The sequence below is a fragment of the Psychrosphaera sp. B3R10 genome (assembly GCF_018861025.1).
In the GTDB taxonomy this organism is placed as follows: domain Bacteria; phylum Pseudomonadota; class Gammaproteobacteria; order Enterobacterales; family Alteromonadaceae; genus Psychrosphaera; species Psychrosphaera algicola.
Map to the genome: position 1 here is coordinate 1 of NZ_JAHKQH010000027.1, position 20,259 is coordinate 20,259.

A 20,259-nucleotide genomic window follows, 5' to 3' on the forward strand; every position below is an offset into this window, starting at 1 on the left:
TGTTTTTAACATAATCGGCGTGTCCTGGACAATCTACGTGTGCGTAGTGACGAGTTGGAGTGTCATACTCGATGTGAGAAGTATTGATTGTAATACCACGCTCACGCTCTTCAGGAGCATTATCGATTTGTGCGAAATCGCGAGACTCACCACCGTAAGTTTTAGAAAGAACTGCAGAGATTGCAGCTGTTAATGTAGTTTTACCGTGGTCAACGTGACCGATTGTACCAACGTTAACGTGCGGTTTCGTACGTTCAAACTTTTGTCTAGCCATTTTTAAGTTTCCTTAAATTGATAATTTGACCTATTTATAGGTCGCAATAATTAAATAATAGTTATCGTCTGCCAGACATTATTATGTCTGCGACATTGTTAGGTGCTTCAGCGTACTTCATAAATTCCATGGAGTACGAAGCTCGCCCCTGAGTTGCACTTCGCAACGCAGTTGCATATCCAAACATTTCAGCCAGAGGTACTTGCGCTTTAATGGCTTTTAGTCCGCCTGGTGCATCGTCCATACCGTCAATCATTCCTCGACGGCGGTTGAGGTCACCAACAACATCGCCCATATTACCTTCAGGCGAAATGACTTCTACTTTCATCATCGGCTCGAGTAACTTAGGTGATGCTTTCAAGGCTCCATCTCTGAATGCCATTGAACCGGCAATTTTAAACGCCATTTCATTAGAGTCAACATCATGGAATGAACCATCAAATAATGTTGCCTTGACGCCCAATACTGGGTACCCAGCAAGTACACCATTCTTAATTTGCTCTTGAATACCTTTATCAATAGCAGGAATGTACTCTTTAGGGATAACGCCGCCTACAACTTCGTTAACGAATTCATAGGTTTTGTCGCCTTCTACGCTCATAGGCTCTAACTTCAACCAGACATGACCATATTGGCCACGACCACCTGATTGACGTATAAATTTCCCTTCAATTTCGACCGCTGAAGTAATACATTCTCGATAGGCCACTTGAGGCTTACCGACATTACAGTCAACGTTAAACTCGCGACGCATACGGTCAACGATTATATCCAAATGAAGTTCGCCCATGCCAGAAATAATGGTTTGGCCAGATTCTTCGTCAGTTGCCACTCGGAACGACGGGTCTTCTGCTGCTAGCTTGCCTAGCGCCACGGCCATTTTTTCTTGGTCTGGTTGCGATCTTGGTTCTACCGCAATAGAAATAACTGGATCTGGAAACTCCATTCGCTCAAGCGTGATCTTGTGATCTGGTGAACACAAAGTTTCACCTGTGGTTACTGCTTTAAGGCCTACGGCCGCGGCAATATCACCCGCTCTTACTTCTTTTATTTCTTCACGGTTGTTTGAGTGCATCTGTACGATACGCCCAAAACGTTCTTTTTTGCCTTTAATTGGATTGAACACACTGTCACCAGTTTGCACAACACCAGAATAAACGCGGAAAAAGGTTAAGGTACCAACAAATGGGTCAGTTGCAATTTTAAATGCAAGTGCCGCAAAGGGTTCAGAGTCATCAGCATGGCGTTCGCCAATTGAATCATCTTCATTGATACCTTGTATTGCTGGAACATCTGTGGGGGCAGGCATAAATTCGACAACCATGTCTAGCACAGCTTGTACGCCTTTATTTTTGAATGCCGATCCACATGCACAAAGAACAATTTCATTTTTGAGTGTTCGTTGACGCAAGGCCGCTTTGATTTCTACTTCTGTCAGGTCTTCACCTTCAAGATACTTGTCCATCAAATCGTCGTTAGCTTCCGCAGCCGCTTCGATCATCTCTTGGCGGTATTCTTCAGCTAACTCTGCCATATCCGCTGGAATGTCTTCATAAGTGAATGACATACCTTGGTCAGATTCAGTCCAGTTAATTGCTTTCATCTTAAAGAGGTCAACAACGCCCTGAAAATTATCTTCGGCACCTATTGGTAATTGAACTGGAACCGGTGTAGCACCCAAGCGATCTTTTATCTGTTGTACAACAGACAAAAAGTCTGCACCTGTGCGGTCCATCTTGTTTACAAAGATCATACGCGGTACATGATACTTATCAGCTTGACGCCAAACCGTTTCCGTTTGCGGCTGCACACCCGAAGATGCACACAAAACAACTACTGCACCATCCAAAACACGTAATGAACGCTCTACTTCAATCGTAAAGTCTACGTGCCCTGGGGTATCAATAATGTTAATTCGATGATCAGTAAACTGACCATCCATACCGCGCCAAAAACAGGTGGTAGCAGCAGAAGTAATGGTTATACCACGCTCCTGCTCCTGTTCCATCCAGTCCATAGTCGCCGCACCATCGTGCACTTCGCCGATCTTATGAGAAAGACCAGTATAAAAAAGTACTCGTTCAGTTGTTGTCGTTTTACCGGCATCAACATGAGCAACGATGCCGATATTTCGGTATTGCTCAATTGGTGTCTTACGCGCCATAAATTCCTCTTAATGGTTCCATCTAAAATCTGTTGATTACCAACGGTAATGAGCGAATGCTTTATTCGCGTCTGCCATTTTATGAACGTCTTCACGTTTTTTAACAGCAGAACCTTTGTTATCAGCAGCGTCAGCTAATTCGTGAGCTAGACGTAAAGCCATTGATTTCTCACCTCGTTTGCGGGCAGCTTCAACTAACCAACGCATGGCTAGTGTATTACGACGCACAGGACGAACTTCTACAGGTACTTGGTACGTAGAACCACCAACACGACGAGATTTAACCTCGACGCTAGGGCGAACGTTGTCTAGTGCTTCTTCAAGGATTGTGAGGTGAGCTTTGCCAGATTTCTCTGATGCTACGTCTAACGCACCGTAGATGATTTTCTCAGCTACAGCTTTTTTGCCATCTAACATTACTACGTTGATGAATTTGGTCAATAACTCTGATCCGAACTTAGGATCAGGAAGAACTTTACGTTGACCTACGACTCTTCTTCTTGGCATTTTAATTCTCCGGTATGCTTCAGGAATAACCCAAAACTAATAATTAAGTTTGCTTGGCCTTACTAACGGAGAACCGTTAAGATTTTGGCTTTTTAGTACCGTATTTCGAACGGCCTACGCGACGGTCTGCAACGCCAGCACAGTCAAGTGCGCCACGTACAGTGTGGAAACGTACACCTGGTAAGTCTTTAACACGACCACCACGGATTAAGATTACGCTATGTTCCTGAAGGTTATGACCTTCACCACCGATATAAGATGTAACTTCGTTACCATTAGTAAGACGAACACGAGCTACTTTACGTAGTGCAGAGTTCGGCTTCTTAGGTGTAGTTGTATAAACACGAGTACATACACCACGTCTTTGAGGACATGCGTCCAATGCTTCAGACATATTACGTTTTGTCTTAGAGCGACGAGGCTTACGTACCAACTGGTTAATAGTTGCCATTTAAAGCTCCTGATTAGTTGATTTCTACCCATAGACGCACAATCGCGCCTCCCCTAAATTAAGGGGTGGCGTATTCTAATGCTCGAAAATCAACCTGTCAACCTGCGAATGACTAGGATCAAAATAAAAGATCAGTAGGAATTTGGAAACTTAGTAAAATTTAGAGGACAACAATATTTATTTAGTTAACGGGTGCCATCTACACCAGTGGGCTCCGCGCTTATCAAACCCACTTATTTTACATGAAATACAATAAGTTAAATCACTAAAACAATTTAGGATGAATTAATTTAACCTGTAAATATTTGATTTTTGTTGTTTATATAATGTTGGACTTTGCCCAAAAAACGCCCGAAAAGCTTTACTAAAATGACTTGTGTTTTGAAAGCCAACAATGAAGCTTGCTTCTGTAATTTGCATTCCTTTCTCTAATAAGCGAGCAGCTTTTTTCAATCGCTCCTGTTGTTGAAAAACAATAGGCGAACATCCTAGGTGATTTTTAAATTCGCTAAAAAACTTGGTTCTGCCCATAAAGGCCATTTTACAAAGATGTTCGATATCAAGTGGTTGTTCGAGGTTTGCAAGAATGTAATTCACTACAGCGTTAATTTGATTCGCTTCAGGGTCATGTTGGCAATAAGCTACAATAAAATCCCGCGTTTGTTGTCGCAACAACCGTGCACTTAATTCAGTTACCGCAAGGTCGATCAAAAATTGTCGATCTGGATTGTTTTCGGTAAAAATTTCTACGATACGATCAAGCAGCGCTTGAGTCTGCGTTGTATGGTGAGTGTGAAGTACCTTATTTTGATAACGCCAATCACCAAACTCTTTATTTTTAGGACTTACTTTATTTAATTGGTCGGCGACTAAATGGACTCGTTCAGGCGCAATCTCAATAGCTAAGCACGTTGTCGGCGTGTTTATATTTGCATCGGGGAAATCAATTTCCACAACTTGATTTGGGGCCATAACAAAAGATTCATGGGGTAAAAAGACATCGTGTACGTCGCCGGAGTGCATAATCTTTTTGCCTGATACCATGCCACAAAACATCAGTTGGTCGGACACCAGTCCTACTTTGCTAGCACTTTGATATGTATCGTAAATACTGAGTTCAGAGCTCTCCGCGGCAAAACTAACTTTGTTCTCAACTAAGACTTTAGGTGTTCGTTTCACGATTCTATTTTGGATCATCAACCTCTCCTTTCGGACTGTCAGCAAATAAAAGCGAACTTACAGCACAGCAACATCATTAGATACTAGCTAATTTACTCTTGGTTTGTACAGAAAACCACCCTTATAAAATTAATAATAAATAGTCACAACAGGGGCAATTGCCATGATTTATAAAAGACCAGGGGCACCAGGTGCCGTCGTACAATTTAAAGATGAATACCAAAACTTTATTGGTGGAGAATGGGTAAAACCAGTTGATGGCCAATATTTCGATAATGTGAGTCCCGTGAACGGCCAGCCATTTTGTCGAATTCCACGTTCTAATGAAAAAGATATAAACCTTGCGTTAGATGCAGCACATAAAGCCAAAGACAGTTGGGGCACAACTCCAGCGGCTACACGAGCAAATTTAATGCTGAAAATCGCTGATATCATGGAACAAAACCTAGAACTAATTGCGGTCGCAGATACTTGGGACAATGGTAAAGCGGTAAGAGAAACCTTAGCGGCAGACGTTCCTTTAGCCATTGATCATTTCCGCTATTTTGCCGGTTGCATCAGAGCACAGGAAGGATCGCTAGCTGAAATAGACGAAAACACGATGTCGTATCACATACACGAACCACTTGGTGTCGTTGGCCAAATTATTCCGTGGAACTTCCCTATATTAATGGCGGCATGGAAACTGTGTCCGGCATTAGCAGCTGGTAACTGTGTTGTCCTAAAACCAGCGGAACAAACACCAGCTTCGATACTTGTTGTTGCAGAACTCATTCAAGACGTCCTTCCTCCAGGCGTCCTAAATATCGTAAATGGCTTTGGTGTCGAAGCCGGACAAGCATTGGCAACCAGCGATAGAATCGCCAAAATTGCCTTCACTGGTTCGACTCCTGTAGGTTCTCATATTTTAAAATGTGCTGCAGAAAACATTATTCCATCAACCGTTGAACTTGGTGGTAAGTCACCAAACATCTACTTCCCAGACGTGTTTGATCACGAAGACGAATATCAAAGTAAATGCATTGAAGGCGCTGTATTAGCGTATTTCAACCAAGGGGAAGTATGTACATGCCCGTCTCGCCTTTTTGTTCACGAGGACATTTATGATGAATTTATCGAAAAGGTTATCGCCCGAAGTAAACTTATTAAGCGAGGCGATCCATTAGACACTGAAACTATGGTGGGCGCTCAAGCATCCAAAGAGCAATTTGATAAAATCATGTCTTACATTGAAATAGGTAAGAATGAAGGAGCGAAAGTACTAATTGGCGGTAATGTCGAATCAATTGATGGTGATCTGAGTACCGGCTATTACATCCAACCTACATTGCTTGAAGGCCATAATAAAATGCGTGTTTTTCAGGAGGAAATATTTGGCCCTGTCATTTCAGTTTCAAAATTCAAAGATGAAGCAGAAGCTCTTGAATTAGCCAACAGCTCAGAGTTTGGATTAGGGGCAGGTGTATGGTCCCGTGATATGAATAAAGCCTTTAGAATGGGTAGGAAGATTCAAGCTGGACGAGTTTGGACCAACTGTTACCACATGTACCCAGCTCATGCAGCATTTGGCGGCTACAAAAAATCAGGTATCGGCAGAGAAACCCACAAAATGGCTTTAGAACATTATCAGCAAACCAAAAATCTATTGGTGAGCTACGACATTAATCCATTGGGATTTTTCTAGAACCTACCACGACCAGCTGTGATCATTTTGGTCCAGTTGGTCAGCATTTTATTTGTAATTGACTAACGTCGAGACACAAAAAAACCCGCTAAATTAGCGGGTTTTTATTATCTAATGTTGAGACTTACTCATTCCCAACATTAAGCGCTGCGACAAGTTGCTGTTCAGCATCTTCTGCAGTTACTGATTCAGTATCTTCTACTTTATCAAACGCGGCTGCGGCTGCGGCTTTTTCCAAGTGGTAACTGAAACCAGTACCCGCTGGGATTAGACGGCCAACAATAACGTTTTCTTTCAGACCACGTAAGTCATCGCGTTTACCAGAAACAGCTGCTTCTGTAAGTACACGAGTCGTTTCCTGGAACGAAGCTGCAGAAATAAACGATTCAGTTGCCAAAGAAGCCTTAGTTATGCCGAGCAAGTCTCGGTCAAATTTCACTAAGTCTTTACCTTCTGCCAATAACTTACGGTTAGCAATTTTCACTTTAGATACTTCAACCTGTTCTCCAATTAGGAACTCAGATTGACCTGCATCAGTGATGATAGCCTTACGTAACATTTGACGACAGATAGCTTCAATGTGCTTGTCGTTAATTTTTACACCTTGTAGACGGTATACTTCTTGAACTTCATTTACGATGTAGTTCGAGAATGCAGTTATACCACGTAGACGTAGGATGTCATGCGGAGCCTCTGGGCCATCAGCAATAACTTCACCAGTATAAACTGATTCACCTTCGAACACGTTAAGTTGACGCCATTTAGGGATCATCTCTTCGTGCGCATCGCCTTCCTCAGGAGTAATAACTAAGCGTTTCTTACCCTTCGTTTCTTTACCAAAACTAACAGTACCGCTAATTTCAGCAAGGATAGCAGGTTCTTTTGGCTTACGAGCTTCGAACAAGTCTGCAACTCGAGGTAGACCACCCGTGATGTCACGAGTTTTTGAACCTTCTTGAGGTATACGTGCTAATACGTCACCTGGTACAACTTGAGAACCGTCTTTAGCTTCAATCGTAGTGAATGAAGGTAAACGAATTTCCTGCATACCTGATTCGCCAGAATCTACAATTAGTTTCGGCTCTTTCGCGTTAGCTAAAGACAAGTCTTTAACAACGGTACGAGTCAAACCAGTTAGTTCATCTGTCTGTACTTCAGTATTCGCTTCTTCAACGTCAGAGAATTGGATCTTCGCTGGACGTTCAACAATAATTGGATGCGAATGCGGGTCCCAGTTTGCAACAATGTCGTTACCTTTAACGTCATCATTGTCTTGGATAGTCATAACCGCACCATATGGCAGTTTATAACGCTCGCGTTCACGACCTTGGTCGTCAATAATTGTTACTTCAGCAGAACGAGATGTGATTACAATCTTACCATCACGGTTTGTAACGTGTTTCGCGTTATGAAGACGAACAGTACCGTCACTCTTAACTTGAACACTGTTAGCTGCCGTGTTTCTAGATGCCGCACCACCGATGTGGAAGGTACGCATCGTAAGCTGTGTACCTGGTTCACCGATAGATTGAGCAGCGATAACACCAACTGCCTCACCTTGGTTAATCAGGTGACCACGTGCTAGGTCACGACCGTAACAGTATGCACAAACACCAAAATCGTTTTCACAAGTGATGATTGAACGTACTTCAACTTCGTCAACTGAATGCTGCTCTAACAAGTCACACAATTTCTCGTCTAACATAGTGCCAGCTTCAACTAAAACTTCGTTCGACTTAGGAATTGTTACATCTGTAAGTGTTACACGACCAAGTACACGTTCACGAAGTGGCTCAACAACGTCGCCGCCTTCGATTAATGGCTTCATCGTGATACCTTCAGTCGTACCACAGTCTGTTTCGTTGATAACCAAATCTTGGCCTACATCAACAAGACGTCGAGTTAGGTAACCCGAGTTAGCTGTTTTCAATGCCGTATCGGCCAAACCTTTACGCGCACCGTGAGTAGAGATGAAGTACTGTAGTACGTTCAGACCTTCACGGAAGTTTGCAGTGATTGGCGTTTCGATGATTGAGCCATCAGGCTTAGCCATCAAGCCACGCATACCAGCTAGCTGACGTATCTGAGCGGCACTACCACGAGCACCAGAGTCAGCCATCATAAATACGCTGTTAAATGATGGTTGAGTTTCCTCTACACCGTCACGGTTTATAACCGTTTCAGTAGAAAGGTTGTCCATCATGGCTTTAGAAACTTTTTCGTTAGCCGTTGACCAGATATCGATAACTTTATTGTATTTCTCACCAGCTGTTACTAGACCTTGTTGGAACTGGTCTTGAATTTCAGCAACTTCTGCTTGAGAGTCTTCAATAATGTCATATTTAGCATCTGGAATAACTAAATCGTCGATACCGATAGAGTTACCCGCTAACATCGCGTAGTGGAAACCGGTATACATGATTTGGTCAGCGAAGATTACAGTGTCTTTAATTCCAAGACGACGGTAACACTCGTTGATCAACATTGAGATTTGTTTTTTGCCTAACGCTTGGTTCATGAATTCAAACGGGAATCCAACTGGCGCGATCATAGATAAGATTGCACGACCGACAGTCGTAGCAACAAGACCTGTGTGCTCAGAACGATTTCCATCTTCATCAAAAGTCACTTGAGTCATGCGCACTTTTACACGTGCATGAAGATCGGCATAACCTGTACGGTATGCTTTCTCAGCTTCTTTTGCATCTTTGAATACTATGCCTTCGCCTTTCGCATTAATGCGGTCACGAGTCATGTAGTACAAACCTAATACAACGTCCTGTGAAGGTACGATGATTGGCTCACCATTCGCTGGAGAAAGAATGTTGTTTGTTGACATCATCAACGCACGAGCTTCTAACTGAGCTTCTAAAGTCAAAGGTACGTGTACAGCCATTTGGTCACCATCGAAGTCGGCGTTATATGCCGCACATACTAATGGGTGTAACTGAATCGCTTTACCTTCGATTAGAACTGGTTCAAACGCTTGAATACCAAGTCTGTGAAGCGTTGGTGCACGGTTTAACATAACTGGATGTTCACGGATAACTTCATCTAAGATATCCCAAACTTCCGCTACTTCGCGCTCAACCATTTTCTTAGCTGCTTTAATCGTCGTAGCCATGCCACGAAGTTCAAGTTTGCCATAGATAAATGGTTTAAATAACTCAAGTGCCATCTTCTTAGGAAGACCACACTGGTGCAATTTAAGAGTAGGACCAACCGTGATTACAGAACGACCAGAGTAGTCAACACGCTTACCTAGTAGATTCTGACGGAAACGACCCTGTTTACCTTTGATCATATCAGCCAAAGATTTAAGAGGACGTTTGTTAGAACCTGTGATAGCGCGGCCACGACGACCGTTATCTAGTAATGCATCAACCGCTTCTTGTAACATACGTTTTTCGTTGCGAACGATAATATCAGGCGCAGCAAGGTCTAAAAGACGCTTCAAACGGTTATTACGGTTAATAACACGACGGTATAAGTCATTCAAATCAGACGTCGCAAAACGGCCACCATCTAGTGGTACCAATGGACGAAGATCTGGTGGAAGAACTGGCAATACTGTCATAACCATCCATTCAGGACGGTTACCAGAATTAACAAACGCTTCCATTAATTTAAGGCGTTTAGTTAACTTTTTACGTTTTGTTTCAGACGTAACAGTAGGTAGTTCTTCTTTCATCTCAGCATATTGCTGATTGATGTCGATGTCTTTTAAAAGATCGAAAACGGCTTCAGCACCCATTTTCGCTTCAAATTCATCTCCGTGCTCTTCTAATGAGTCTAAATATTCTTCTTCAGACAACATTTGACCTTTTTCAAGTGTCGTCATGCCAGCTTCAACAACGGCATAAGACTCAAAATAAAGGACACGTTCAATATCACGTAACGTCATATCAAGCATTAAGCCGATACGAGACGGTAGTGATTTTAGGAACCATATATGTGCAACTGGGCTTGCAAGTTCGATATGACCCATACGTTCACGACGTACTTTAGTCAATGTCACTTCTACGCCACATTTTTCACAGATAACACCACGGTGCTTAAGACGCTTGTATTTACCACACAAACATTCGTAATCTTTTACTGGACCAAAGATACGCGCACAGAACAACCCATCGCGTTCAGGTTTGAACGTACGATAGTTGATGGTTTCTGGCTTTTTAACTTCACCAAAAGACCATGAGCGAACTACGTCCGGAGACGCTAAGCCGATTCGAATCGAATCAAACTCTTCGCTTTTATTTTGTTGTTTCAAAAACTTAAGTAAGTCTTTCACTTTTGTTCTCCTGTCGGAGTGAAACATTGGGGCAAACGCAATTGTCTACCCCACCACTCAATTTCTACAGAAACCTAAAGGGCTACCTTTAGATTTACTCTTCTTCCAGCTCGATGTTTAAACCTAACGAACGGATTTCTTTCAACAATACGTTGAATGATTCCGGAATCGCAGGTTCCATGCGATGGTCACCATCAACGATGTTTTTATACATCTTAGTACGACCATTAACATCATCTGACTTAACAGTTAGCATTTCTTGAAGCGTGTAAGCAGCACCATAAGCTTCTAGTGCCCATACTTCCATCTCTCCGAAACGCTGACCACCGAACTGAGCTTTACCACCAAGTGGTTGCTGAGTTACTAGGCTGTATGAACCAGTTGAACGTGCGTGCATCTTGTCATCAACCAAGTGGTTAAGTTTAAGCATGTACATGTAACCAACAGTTACTTTACGTTCGAACGCATTACCAGTACGACCATCAAACAGGGTAAATTGACCACTGCGAGGCATATCGGCAAGTTCAAATAAGTCTTTGATTTCTTCTTCGGCAGCACCGTCGAAAACTGGAGTCGCAATTGGCACACCAGCACGCAAGTTTTGTGCTAAACGGCGAACTTCATCATCAGAGAAAGTATCAATATCAACTTCTTGACGAGAAGTACCAGATGCGTAGATTTTGCCTAGGAATTCACGGATTTCCGCAAGTTCTTTCTGCTCTTTAATCATGCGGTCAAGTTTTTCACCCAAACCACGAGCAGCCATACCTAAGTGTGTTTCTAGTATCTGACCAACGTTCATCCGCGACGGTACACCTAGCGGGTTCAATACGATATCAACAGGCTCGCCATATTTATCATGAGGCATATCTTCCACTGGAACAATAGTAGAGATTACACCTTTGTTACCATGACGACCGGCCATTTTATCACCAGGTTGGATACGACGTTTAACAGCAAGATATACTTTAACAATTTTAAGTACACCTGGTGCCAAGTCATCACCTTGAGTGATCTTACGACGTTTAACTTCATATTTTTTATCATATTCAGTTCTAAGCTCTTCGTAGCTAGCCGCTAATTGCTCTAGTTCGTCTTGCTTAGTTTCGTCGCTTAGGCTTTGTTGGAATAACTTCTCACCAACTAGACCAGCTATAGAAGCTGCGTCTGCGCCACCAGAAACTAATAATTCACGCGTACGAGCGAATGTATTGTTTTCTAGGATTCTAAACTCTTCGTTTAAGTCTTTCTTAGCTTGCGCTAATTGCATCTCTTCGATGTCTAATGCACGTTTGTCTTTCTCAACACCGTCACGAGTAAAGACTTGAACGTCGATAACCGTACCAGATACTGAGTTAGGAACGCGAAGCGAACTGTCTTTAACGTCAGACGCTTTTTCACCAAAGATTGCTCGTAAAAGTTTCTCTTCCGGAGTTAGCTGTGTTTCGCCTTTAGGCGTAACTTTACCAACTAAGATGTCACCGCCTTTAACTTCAGCACCGATATAAACGATACCAGAGTCATCTAGTTTACCTAGCGCAGCTTCACCAACGTTTGGAATATCAGCAGTTACTTCTTCAGGACCTAATTTCGTGTCGCGAGCAACACAGCTTAGTTCTTGAATGTGAATTGTAGTCAAACGGTCTTCTTTAACAACGCGCTCAGATACGAGTATCGAGTCTTCGAAGTTATAACCATTCCACGGCATGAATGCCACGCGCATGTTTTGACCAAGTGCCAATTCACCTAGATCCGTTGAAGGACCGTCAGCTAATACGTCACCACGTTGTACCGGTTCACCAGCGCTAACTGTTGTGCGTTGGTTGATACAAGTATTTTGGTTAGAACGGGTGTATTTAGTTAAGTTGTAAATATCGATACCGGCTTCACCAGGACGACACTCACTTTCGTTAACTTTAACAACGATACGAGAAGCATCAGCATAATCTACTGTACCACCACGTTTCGCGACTACTGTTACACCAGAATCTTTTGCTACTACGGCTTCAACACCAGTACCAACTAACGGCTTATCAGCACGTAAAGTAGGAACGGCTTGACGTTGCATGTTCGCACCCATTAAGGCACGGTTAGCATCATCGTGTTCAAGGAACGGGATTAAGCTTGCCGCAACAGATACAACCTGTTGTGGTGCTACGTCCATGTACTGAACTTGGTCAATACTCGTAATAGTAAATTCATTTTTAAATCGACATGGAACTAGTTCGTCAGTTAAACGACCTTCAGCATCCATTTCCGCACTCGCCTGAGCGATTACGAACTTGTCTTCTTCAATTGCAGAAAGGTAATCAATTTCACCAGTCACTACACCATCAACAACACGACGATATGGTGTTTCTAAGAAACCATATGAGTTAACTCGCGCGTAAACTGACAATGAGTTGATCAAACCGATGTTTGGTCCCTCAGGTGTTTCGATTGGACATACACGACCATAGTGAGTCGGGTGAACGTCTCGAACTTCGAAACCTGCACGTTCACGTGTTAAACCACCTGGGCCTAATGCAGAAATACGACGTTTGTGCGTCACTTCTGAAAGCGGGTTGTTTTGGTCCATGAACTGAGATAATTGGCTAGAACCAAAGAATTCTTTGATTGCAGCTGAAATAGGCTTAGCGTTAATTAAGTCTTGTGGCGTAGTACTATCTAAGTCACCAAGGCTTAAGCGCTCTTTAACAGCACGTTCTACACGTACTAAACCAACGCGGAATTGGTTTTCTGCCATTTCACCAACAGAACGGATACGACGGTTACCTAAGTGGTCGATATCATCAACGTCGCCTTTACCGTCACGAATGTCGATAAGGGTTTTCATTACGTCAATAATGTCTTGCTTACTTAGTGTACCTTCACCCGTTAAGTCGTCACGGCTAACACGACGGTTAAACTTCATGCGGCCAACAGCAGACAAGTCATAACGTTCTAGAGAGAAGAACAGATTGTCAAACAACGCTTCTGCAGAGTCTTTTGTCGGTGGCTCGCCAGGGCGCATCATACGATAAATTTCGATTAATGCTTCTAAGCGGTCAGATGAAGAGTCAACACGTAGAGTGTCAGATATATATGAACCGTGATCTAACTCATTAGTGTAGATAATTTCAAATTTCTTGTGACCTACTTCAGCTAGTTTAGCGAGTAGTTCAAGAGAAATTAGATCGTTAGCGTTAGCAACGATTTCACCGGTTGATTCATCAACATAGTTTTTCGCAAGAACTTTGTCGATAATATATTCGTGTGGAACTTCTATATTACTGATCTTCGATTTTTCCATCGTACGAATATGACGGGCTGTAATACGACGACCAGTTTCAACAATCACTTCACCGTCTTGATCTTTAATATCAAAAACAGCAGTTTCACCACGAAGGCGTGAAGGTTGAAGTTCCATTAAGATTTTATCGCCTTTGATTTCAATAGCGATATTATCGAAGAATAATTCTAGAATTTCTTCTGTAGAATAATCTAATGAACGTAGGATGATAGTTGCCGGTAATTTACGACGACGGTCAATACGTACAAATAGGTTATCTTTAGGATCAAACTCAAAGTCTAACCAAGAACCACGGTAAGGAATAACACGTGCATTATATAAAACTTTACCAGATGAGTGTGTTTTACCTTTGTCGTGATCGAAGAATACACCAGGTGAACGGTGTAACTGGGACACGATAACACGCTCAGTACCATTGATTACAAAAGTACCGTTATCTGTCATTAATGGCATTTCGCCCATGTAAACTTCTTGCTCTTTGATATCTTTAACAGTACCTGGAGCAGCTTCTTTATCCATAAGAACTAAACGAAGTTTTACGCGCAGTGGTGCAGCGTATGTGACACCACGGATTTGACATTCTTTAACATCAAATACAGGTTCACCAACGCGATAGCTAACAAATTGTAACTCTGCGCTACCTGAATAGCTCTTAATAGGGAAAACAGAACGGAATGCAGCTTCAATGCCGTTATTACCGTCTACGTCCGCTTCAATGAACTTATTATAAGATTCAAGCTGAACTTGTAGAAGATAAGGCATGTCCAAAACGTGTTCGCGCTTGCCAAAATCCTTACGAATTCGTTTCTTTTCAGAATAAGAGTAAGCCATGTGGTTCCTCAGCTTGCTGATTTTTGACCCTATAAGCCTGTTAGTAATAGACTAAACAGACTACCTTTTAACAGTAAAATCGTTCTTTATATGCGATTAGCAGAATGATATTACTGTCATTTTATTGCAATATAAAAGTTTTCAACTGATATAGCGCAAAAAGGCCGGTGATATTTTATCACCAGCCCATGCCTAAAACTTAGGCAGATAATCTAACAAAAGTTAGATTATTTGATTTCAACAGACGCGCCTGCTTCTTCAAGAGCTGCTTTAAGCTCTTCTGCTTCGCCTTTAGAAACTGCTTCTTTAACAGCGATAGGTGCAGATTCAACCATACCTTTAGCTTCTTTAAGACCAAGACCAGTCGCAGCACGTACAGCTTTGATTGATGCAACTTTGTTAGGGCCAGCAGCCGTTAACATTACGTCGAATTCAGTTTGCTCTTCAGCAGCTTCACCAGCCGCAGGACCAGCAACAACAGCAGCAGCTGCAGTTACACCGAATTTTTCTTCCATTGCTTCAACAAGTTCTACAACTTGCATTACAGACATTTCTGCAATTGCTTCTAAGATTTGTTCGTTTGTTACAGACATTTTAAATTCCTACTTTGTAAGCGATTAATTCGCTTTAAATAACTTTCACCAAAAACTGCTAAATAGTTCAAATAAATGAAACTAAAAATTATGCAGCTTCTTTCGCTTCTTTTACAGCTGCTAGTGTTTTCACTAGTTTGCCGGCAGAGGCTTCTTTCATAACGCTCATTAGTCGTGCGATAGCTTCGTCGTATGTAGGTAGAGATGCAAGCACGTCTACGTCTACTACGTTGCCTTCAAACGATGCACTCTTAAGTTCAAACTTTTCGTTTTTCTTTGCGAAATCTTTAAAGATACGCGCACCAGCACCTGGGTGCTCATGAGAAAATGCGATAAGAGTTGGACCTACGAATACGTCTGAAAGACATTCGAAGTCAGTACCAGCAACTGCAAGCTTGGCTAAAGTGTTGCGAACAACCTTCATCCATACGCCGTTTTCACGTGCTTCTTTACGAAGATTTGTGATTGCAGTAACAGATACACCACGAGCATCAACAACAACTGCTGATAGAGCGCCTTTGGCTGCTTCTTGGACTTCAGCAACTACTGCTTTTTTGCCATCAAGATTTAGGGCCATTAGCTTTTCTCCTGGTTTGAATTGATTTTACAATCAACTCTTTTACTTAAGTTTAAGACTAAGTCTTAAACAGCTTCGGTGAAAGCCAGAAGGTATTCTTCTGGGGTCATCACCATCTGCGTAGGAAATTAAGTTTCTAAGCTAAGCTTATCAACACCTACGGTCTTGGACGGAAACACGAACCTAAGTTCATGTTTCAACCCGAATTCGTAGATTATCTTTCTGTAGAAAGAGAACCTTGGTCAACTGCAAGACCAGCACCCATCGTAGTAGAAAGAGAAATTTTCTTTACGTAAGTACCTTTTGCTGAAGACGGTTTTGCTTTAACGATAGCAGCTAATAGTGACTCAAGGTTTTGCGCAATCGCAACCTTATCAAAATCAACTTTACCAATAGAAGCATGGATAATACCATTTTTGTCGTTACGGTAACGAACCTGACCAGCTTTAGCATTTTTAACTGCTGTAGCTACGTCTGGAGTTACTGTACCAACTTTAGGGTTAGGCATTAGGCCACGTGGACCTAAGATTTGACCTAATTGACCAACAACGCGCATCGCATCAGGAGATGCAACTACTACGTCGAAGTCCATAACGCCGGCTTTAACTTGCTCAGCTAGGTCTTCCATACCAACGATGTCAGCGCCAGCTGCTTTAGCTGCGTCTGCGTTAGCACCCTGTGTAAATACCGCAACACGTACATCTTTACCAGTACCGTTAGGTAGTACAGTAGCACCACGAACGTTCTGGTCAGATTTACGAGGATCAATACCAAGATTGATCGCAACGTCGATACTTTCTTTGAATTTTGCAGTAGCTAGCTCTTGTAAAAGAGTAACCGCTTCGTCAATGCCATATTCGCGAGTTGCATCAACTTTTTCACGTATCAAACGTGCGCGTTTAGTTAATTTAGCCATTGATTATCCCTCTACATTCAAGCCCATTGCACGGGCAGAGCCAGCAATGGTGCGTACTGCTGCGTCCATAGACGCTGCTGTTAGATCAGGTTCTTTAGTCTTAACAATTTCTTCTAACTGCGCACGAGTTACTGTGCCCACTTTTTCAGTGTTAGGACGACCTGAACCAGACTTGATACCAGCTGCTTTCTTAAGTAAATAAGCTGCAGGTGGTGTCTTAGTTTCGAATGTGAAAGAACGATCGTTATAAACCGTAATAACAACTGGCACTGGCGCGCCTTTTTCCATTTCGCCAGTTTTTGCGTTAAACGCTTTACAGAATTCCATGATGTTCACACCATGTTGACCTAGAGCAGGACCAACTGGAGGACTTGGGTTCGCTGCACCAGCTGCAACTTGCAACTTGATTAGCGCTTCAATTTTCTTAGCCATTTTAGCTTCCTCTTTTTTTGGGTCTTAGCCTAGTAAGAACGAGGTTTCTTACTCAGCGGCTTCCCAGTTTCATTTTTTGTACATGAACTAAATCACACACAAAAGGGTCGCGCATTATATAGACAATCGCAACCCTTTACAATATTTAGATAAATTTTTCTTGACGAATTACTTATCTTTTTCTACCTGGCCAAACTCAAGTTCAACAGGTGTAGAACGACCAAATATTAATACAGATACTTTTACGCGGCTCTTTTCGTAATCCACTTCTTCAACAACACCGTTAAAGTCAGCAAAAGGACCATCTGTAACGCGAACAACTTCGCCAGGTTCGAACAATGTTTTAGGCTTAGGCTTATCAACATTTTCTTCAAGACGATTTAAGATCGCATCAGCTTCTTTATTTGTAATTGGTGCTGGGCGGTCCGAAGTACCACCGATGAAACCAAGAACACGAGGCGTACTTTTAACTAAATGCCAAGCTTCTTCGTTCATGGCCATTTCTACTAAAACATAACCAGGAAAGAATTTTCTTTCACTGCGACGTTTTTGACCAGCACGCATTTCAACAACTTCTTCTGTTGGAACTAATACACGACCGAAAAATTCTTCCATGCCGTTTATTTTAATGTGTTCATCAAGTGTTTTCTGAACTCGACCTTCGTATCCAGAATAAGCTTGAACAACATACCAACGTAATTTGTTTTCAGTTTCAGTCTCAGACATAAATTAAATCCCTACACCGGTTAACGCGCTTACTAACCAACGTAAACCCATATCTAAAAAATACAGTAATATGGCGATAACGACAGTAGCAGCAAAAATAATTAGAGTTGTTTGAGTCGCTTCTTGACGTGTAGGCCAAATCACCTTACGTACTTCTTTATTTGACTCTTTAGCGAACCCTATAAACGTTTTGCCTTTGGTTGTCGTCGCGGCAAAAAATGCAGCAATGATCACTGCGGCAACTACACCGACAGCACGGATCAATACAGATTCCTGCTCAAACATATTATTCGCAACTACAGCTCCCGCTAACAAAGCGATTGCAATTACCCATTTTACGATATCCAATCCACTATTGGATTGCTCAACATTGGCACTCATTGAAACACCTTATTACTGCTATTAGTCAAAGTTAATATTATTAATCCAAACCTCAAATGAAAACGTCATTATGCTTTCATTTGAGGTTTGGCAGGGGCGGAGAGACTCGAACTCCCAACCATCGGTTTTGGAGACCGCTGTTCTACCAATTGGAACTACGCCCCTGCATCAAAGTTACCTATGATTTAAAAACCATCAGTTACACCACTTTTGTGAATTCTTTAAACGTTTTGGGAAATTCATAAAAGCGGGGGAGCGTCATTATACTTAAGTAGCGGATGATGGCAAGAGGCTAAGTTGCCTTTATATTATGATCAAAACACTTCCTAACGTGTCAGTCCTGTAACGTTTACAACATAATGTTACATTTAAAGCGGATTTTCGGTTGCCAAATCTTCAGGAATCTCTAAATTGCCAACCAATGAAAACTAATTTAAAAGGGATTTAACAATGCGTTATTTAATAGCAGCGTTACTTGTATTTGCATTCTCAGCATCGGCTAATGAAGATGGCTGGTTTCCAATCAGTTTAAAAGATAAATATGTCCACATTCCAATTACACTTAATGGCATTGAAACCACAGCGATTTTAGACACAGGTACGGTGAGTAACTACATTTCGAAAGACTTTGTCGCTAAACATGGAAGCAACTTAAGTAAAGGTGGCGTTACAAAAATAGCAAATTCTTGGGATGATGAATTTTATCAAGTGTACAACGAAGTTCCTATCAAGATATTTGATACGGAATTTAAGATGGACGATTTAATCGAATCTGATCTGCCATCTGGCGATGTTGTCATTGGCATGCATTTTTTCAGATTTTATATTTTGCAAGTGGACTACCCTAATAAACAAATACGTATGTTAGACCGAAAATCTGTGAACATGAAAAAATACAACAATATTGAATCACGAGTAGAGGGTGATCATGGCGTACCAATTGTGAAGCTTTCAGTGAACAAAGAAAAGGATGCTTGGTTTTTACTCGACACCGCATCACCACTTGGCTTAACAATAGATCGTAGTTTGTCTGAAAAGCGCGATTGGTTACGAGACTACAAAACCGGCCGTGTAACATTAAAAGAGTTGAATCAAGAAGTTGAAATGAACCAACTTGAAATACCTATGTTAAAAATTGGTCCTTTTGAGATTGAAAAAATTGCTACCGCAGTTCCTGATAAAGGTCACAGTCTAGACCTTAGACCTCGGTACGAAAAATCATTTAGTCGCATTAAAGGAAAAAAACTGCGCGGGTCAGTTGGCTTTGATGTACTAAAACACTTTATAGTAACCATTGAATATCAAACTGGGTTTGTGCATATCTCTGGATAACATAAGCGGTTAATAAAAGACTCATTTACACTAAGGTGTACTTGGGTCTTTTTTTATATCTAAGAGCGCCCAACATTAACGCCCATAATAATGTCTATGATCCCTGTTAAAACACTTTTCTTCACTCAATTTGTTGAGTGTTTTATTTGCACACAGCACTGCATCGTTCGGTTATAGCCATACTCACAATTAATGGGCATTAAGCGAGAGACAAACCTTTTCTAAACGAAACGTTAACTACAAGCGCTGTATCACTATAAGTGTGAAACCATTTTCTAAGCCAGTTAATCAATACCGCTACAATTTTTGCTGGGCAATTTTCTTAACCCAATATGCCCAGTATAAACAGCCACTAAAACGCCCTACCGGTGACAGTTCCGGCAACTTGTTTACTTTAGCCATCTAGCCTTACTCTTCCGATATAATCCCGCTACATAAATTTCAGCCATAAAAAAAGGCCACCTAAGTGACCTTCTTTCGATTTAAACTCTCTCTAAAGAGACTTTAAATTACGCAATGATTGACGCTACAACACCAGCACCAACAGTACGTCCGCCTTCACGGATTGCGAAACGTAGACCTTCGTCCATCGCGATTGGTGCGATTAGCTCAACAACCATCTTGATGTT

15 protein-coding genes, 1 tRNA gene and 1 pseudogene are annotated in these 20,259 nt (G+C 41.9%); 2 read left to right on the top strand and 15 right to left on the bottom strand.

What is annotated here, in order from left to right:
* From KO525_RS11025 to KO525_RS11045, 5 genes are all read right to left on the bottom strand, one after another.
* The coding region (locus KO525_RS11025) for a GTP-binding protein (RefSeq protein ID WP_252738705.1) at window positions 1–274 on the bottom strand (274 nt) is incomplete at its 3' end.
* A gap of 61 nt (window positions 275–335) precedes the next feature.
* On the bottom strand, window positions 336–2,438 hold the full coding sequence (fusA, locus tag KO525_RS11030; protein WP_215963876.1) for an elongation factor G: 2,103 nt from the start codon (window positions 2,436–2,438) through the stop codon (window positions 336–338).
* Between the two features lie 36 nt (window positions 2,439–2,474).
* Complete coding sequence (gene rpsG / locus KO525_RS11035) at window positions 2,475–2,945, bottom strand: 30S ribosomal protein S7 (RefSeq protein WP_215963877.1); 471 nt, start codon at window positions 2,943–2,945, stop codon at window positions 2,475–2,477.
* Between the two features lie 76 nt (window positions 2,946–3,021).
* On the bottom strand, window positions 3,022–3,396 hold the full coding sequence (gene rpsL / locus KO525_RS11040) for a 30S ribosomal protein S12 (protein ID WP_215963878.1): 375 nt from the start codon (window positions 3,394–3,396) through the stop codon (window positions 3,022–3,024).
* 285 nt (window positions 3,397–3,681) lie between these two features.
* The gene (locus KO525_RS11045) at window positions 3,682–4,593 is read right to left on the bottom strand and encodes an AraC family transcriptional regulator (RefSeq protein ID WP_215963879.1); all 912 of its coding nucleotides are present in this window, start codon (window positions 4,591–4,593) and stop codon (window positions 3,682–3,684) included.
* A 145-nt stretch (window positions 4,594–4,738) separates the two neighbouring features.
* Here KO525_RS11045 and KO525_RS11050 point away from each other — a divergent pair, with 145 nt between their 5' ends.
* Window positions 4,739–6,259: an aldehyde dehydrogenase family protein gene (locus KO525_RS11050; RefSeq protein ID WP_215963880.1), complete on the top strand. Its 1,521-nt coding sequence runs from the start codon at window positions 4,739–4,741 to the stop codon at window positions 6,257–6,259.
* Between the two features lie 124 nt (window positions 6,260–6,383).
* On the opposite strand, the gene rpoC is transcribed toward KO525_RS11050, so the two are convergent.
* The 9 genes from rpoC to KO525_RS11095 form a co-directional block, all read right to left on the bottom strand.
* Window positions 6,384–10,550, bottom strand: coding sequence for a DNA-directed RNA polymerase subunit beta' (rpoC, locus tag KO525_RS11055; RefSeq protein WP_215963881.1), 4,167 nt, complete (start codon window positions 10,548–10,550; stop codon window positions 6,384–6,386).
* Between the two features lie 94 nt (window positions 10,551–10,644).
* Window positions 10,645–14,673: a DNA-directed RNA polymerase subunit beta gene (rpoB, locus tag KO525_RS11060; RefSeq protein WP_215963882.1), complete on the bottom strand. Its 4,029-nt coding sequence runs from the start codon at window positions 14,671–14,673 to the stop codon at window positions 10,645–10,647.
* Window positions 14,674–14,900: 227 nt separating this feature from the next.
* A complete protein-coding gene (gene rplL, locus KO525_RS11065) occupies window positions 14,901–15,266 on the bottom strand; it encodes a 50S ribosomal protein L7/L12 (protein ID WP_215963883.1) in 366 nt (121 codons plus the stop codon).
* A gap of 88 nt (window positions 15,267–15,354) precedes the next feature.
* On the bottom strand, window positions 15,355–15,843 hold the full coding sequence (rplJ, locus tag KO525_RS11070; RefSeq protein WP_215963884.1) for a 50S ribosomal protein L10: 489 nt from the start codon (window positions 15,841–15,843) through the stop codon (window positions 15,355–15,357).
* A 214-nt stretch (window positions 15,844–16,057) separates the two neighbouring features.
* Complete coding sequence (rplA, locus tag KO525_RS11075) at window positions 16,058–16,759, bottom strand: 50S ribosomal protein L1 (protein WP_215963885.1); 702 nt, start codon at window positions 16,757–16,759, stop codon at window positions 16,058–16,060.
* A gap of 3 nt (window positions 16,760–16,762) precedes the next feature.
* The gene (gene rplK, locus KO525_RS11080) at window positions 16,763–17,191 is read right to left on the bottom strand and encodes a 50S ribosomal protein L11 (protein ID WP_215963886.1); all 429 of its coding nucleotides are present in this window, start codon (window positions 17,189–17,191) and stop codon (window positions 16,763–16,765) included.
* A gap of 168 nt (window positions 17,192–17,359) precedes the next feature.
* Window positions 17,360–17,917, bottom strand: a complete 558-nt coding sequence (nusG, locus tag KO525_RS11085) for a transcription termination/antitermination protein NusG (RefSeq protein WP_215963887.1) — start codon at window positions 17,915–17,917, stop codon at window positions 17,360–17,362.
* Window positions 17,918–17,920: 3 nt separating this feature from the next.
* Window positions 17,921–18,298, bottom strand: coding sequence for a preprotein translocase subunit SecE (gene secE / locus KO525_RS11090; RefSeq protein ID WP_215963888.1), 378 nt, complete (start codon window positions 18,296–18,298; stop codon window positions 17,921–17,923).
* Window positions 18,299–18,386: 88 nt separating this feature from the next.
* Window positions 18,387–18,463 (bottom strand) — tRNA-Trp (locus KO525_RS11095).
* Between the two features lie 285 nt (window positions 18,464–18,748).
* Here KO525_RS11095 and KO525_RS11100 point away from each other — a divergent pair.
* Window positions 18,749–19,630: an aspartyl protease family protein gene (locus KO525_RS11100; RefSeq protein ID WP_215963889.1), complete on the top strand. Its 882-nt coding sequence runs from the start codon at window positions 18,749–18,751 to the stop codon at window positions 19,628–19,630.
* A 509-nt stretch (window positions 19,631–20,139) separates the two neighbouring features.
* On the opposite strand, the pseudogene KO525_RS11105 reads toward KO525_RS11100, so the two are convergent.
* A pseudogene (locus KO525_RS11105) lies at window positions 20,140–20,259 on the bottom strand (elongation factor Tu); the annotation flags it as partial.

Excerpts from the sequence above, each read along its gene's own strand:
- fusA (WP_215963876.1), bottom strand. The coding sequence starts at position 2,438 with ATGGCGCGTAAGACACCAATTGAGCAATACCGAAATATCGGCATCGTT.
- rplJ (WP_215963884.1), bottom strand. The coding sequence starts at position 15,843 with ATGGCCCTAAATCTTGATGGCAAAAAAGCAGTAGTTGCTGAAGTCCAA.
- rpoB (WP_215963882.1), bottom strand. The coding sequence starts at position 14,673 with ATGGCTTACTCTTATTCTGAAAAGAAACGAATTCGTAAGGATTTTGGC.
- KO525_RS11100 (WP_215963889.1), top strand. The coding sequence starts at position 18,749 with ATGCGTTATTTAATAGCAGCGTTACTTGTATTTGCATTCTCAGCATCG.
- rpsG (WP_215963877.1), bottom strand. The coding sequence starts at position 2,945 with ATGCCAAGAAGAAGAGTCGTAGGTCAACGTAAAGTTCTTCCTGATCCT.
- rpsL (WP_215963878.1), bottom strand. The coding sequence starts at position 3,396 with ATGGCAACTATTAACCAGTTGGTACGTAAGCCTCGTCGCTCTAAGACA.
- rplA (WP_215963885.1), bottom strand. The coding sequence starts at position 16,759 with ATGGCTAAATTAACTAAACGCGCACGTTTGATACGTGAAAAAGTTGAT.
- KO525_RS11050 (WP_215963880.1), top strand. The coding sequence starts at position 4,739 with ATGATTTATAAAAGACCAGGGGCACCAGGTGCCGTCGTACAATTTAAA.
- secE (WP_215963888.1), bottom strand. The coding sequence starts at position 18,298 with ATGAGTGCCAATGTTGAGCAATCCAATAGTGGATTGGATATCGTAAAA.
- rplK (WP_215963886.1), bottom strand. The coding sequence starts at position 17,191 with ATGGCTAAGAAAATTGAAGCGCTAATCAAGTTGCAAGTTGCAGCTGGT.
- KO525_RS11045 (WP_215963879.1), bottom strand. The coding sequence starts at position 4,593 with ATGATCCAAAATAGAATCGTGAAACGAACACCTAAAGTCTTAGTTGAG.
- nusG (WP_215963887.1), bottom strand. The coding sequence starts at position 17,917 with ATGTCTGAGACTGAAACTGAAAACAAATTACGTTGGTATGTTGTTCAA.
- rplL (WP_215963883.1), bottom strand. The coding sequence starts at position 15,266 with ATGTCTGTAACAAACGAACAAATCTTAGAAGCAATTGCAGAAATGTCT.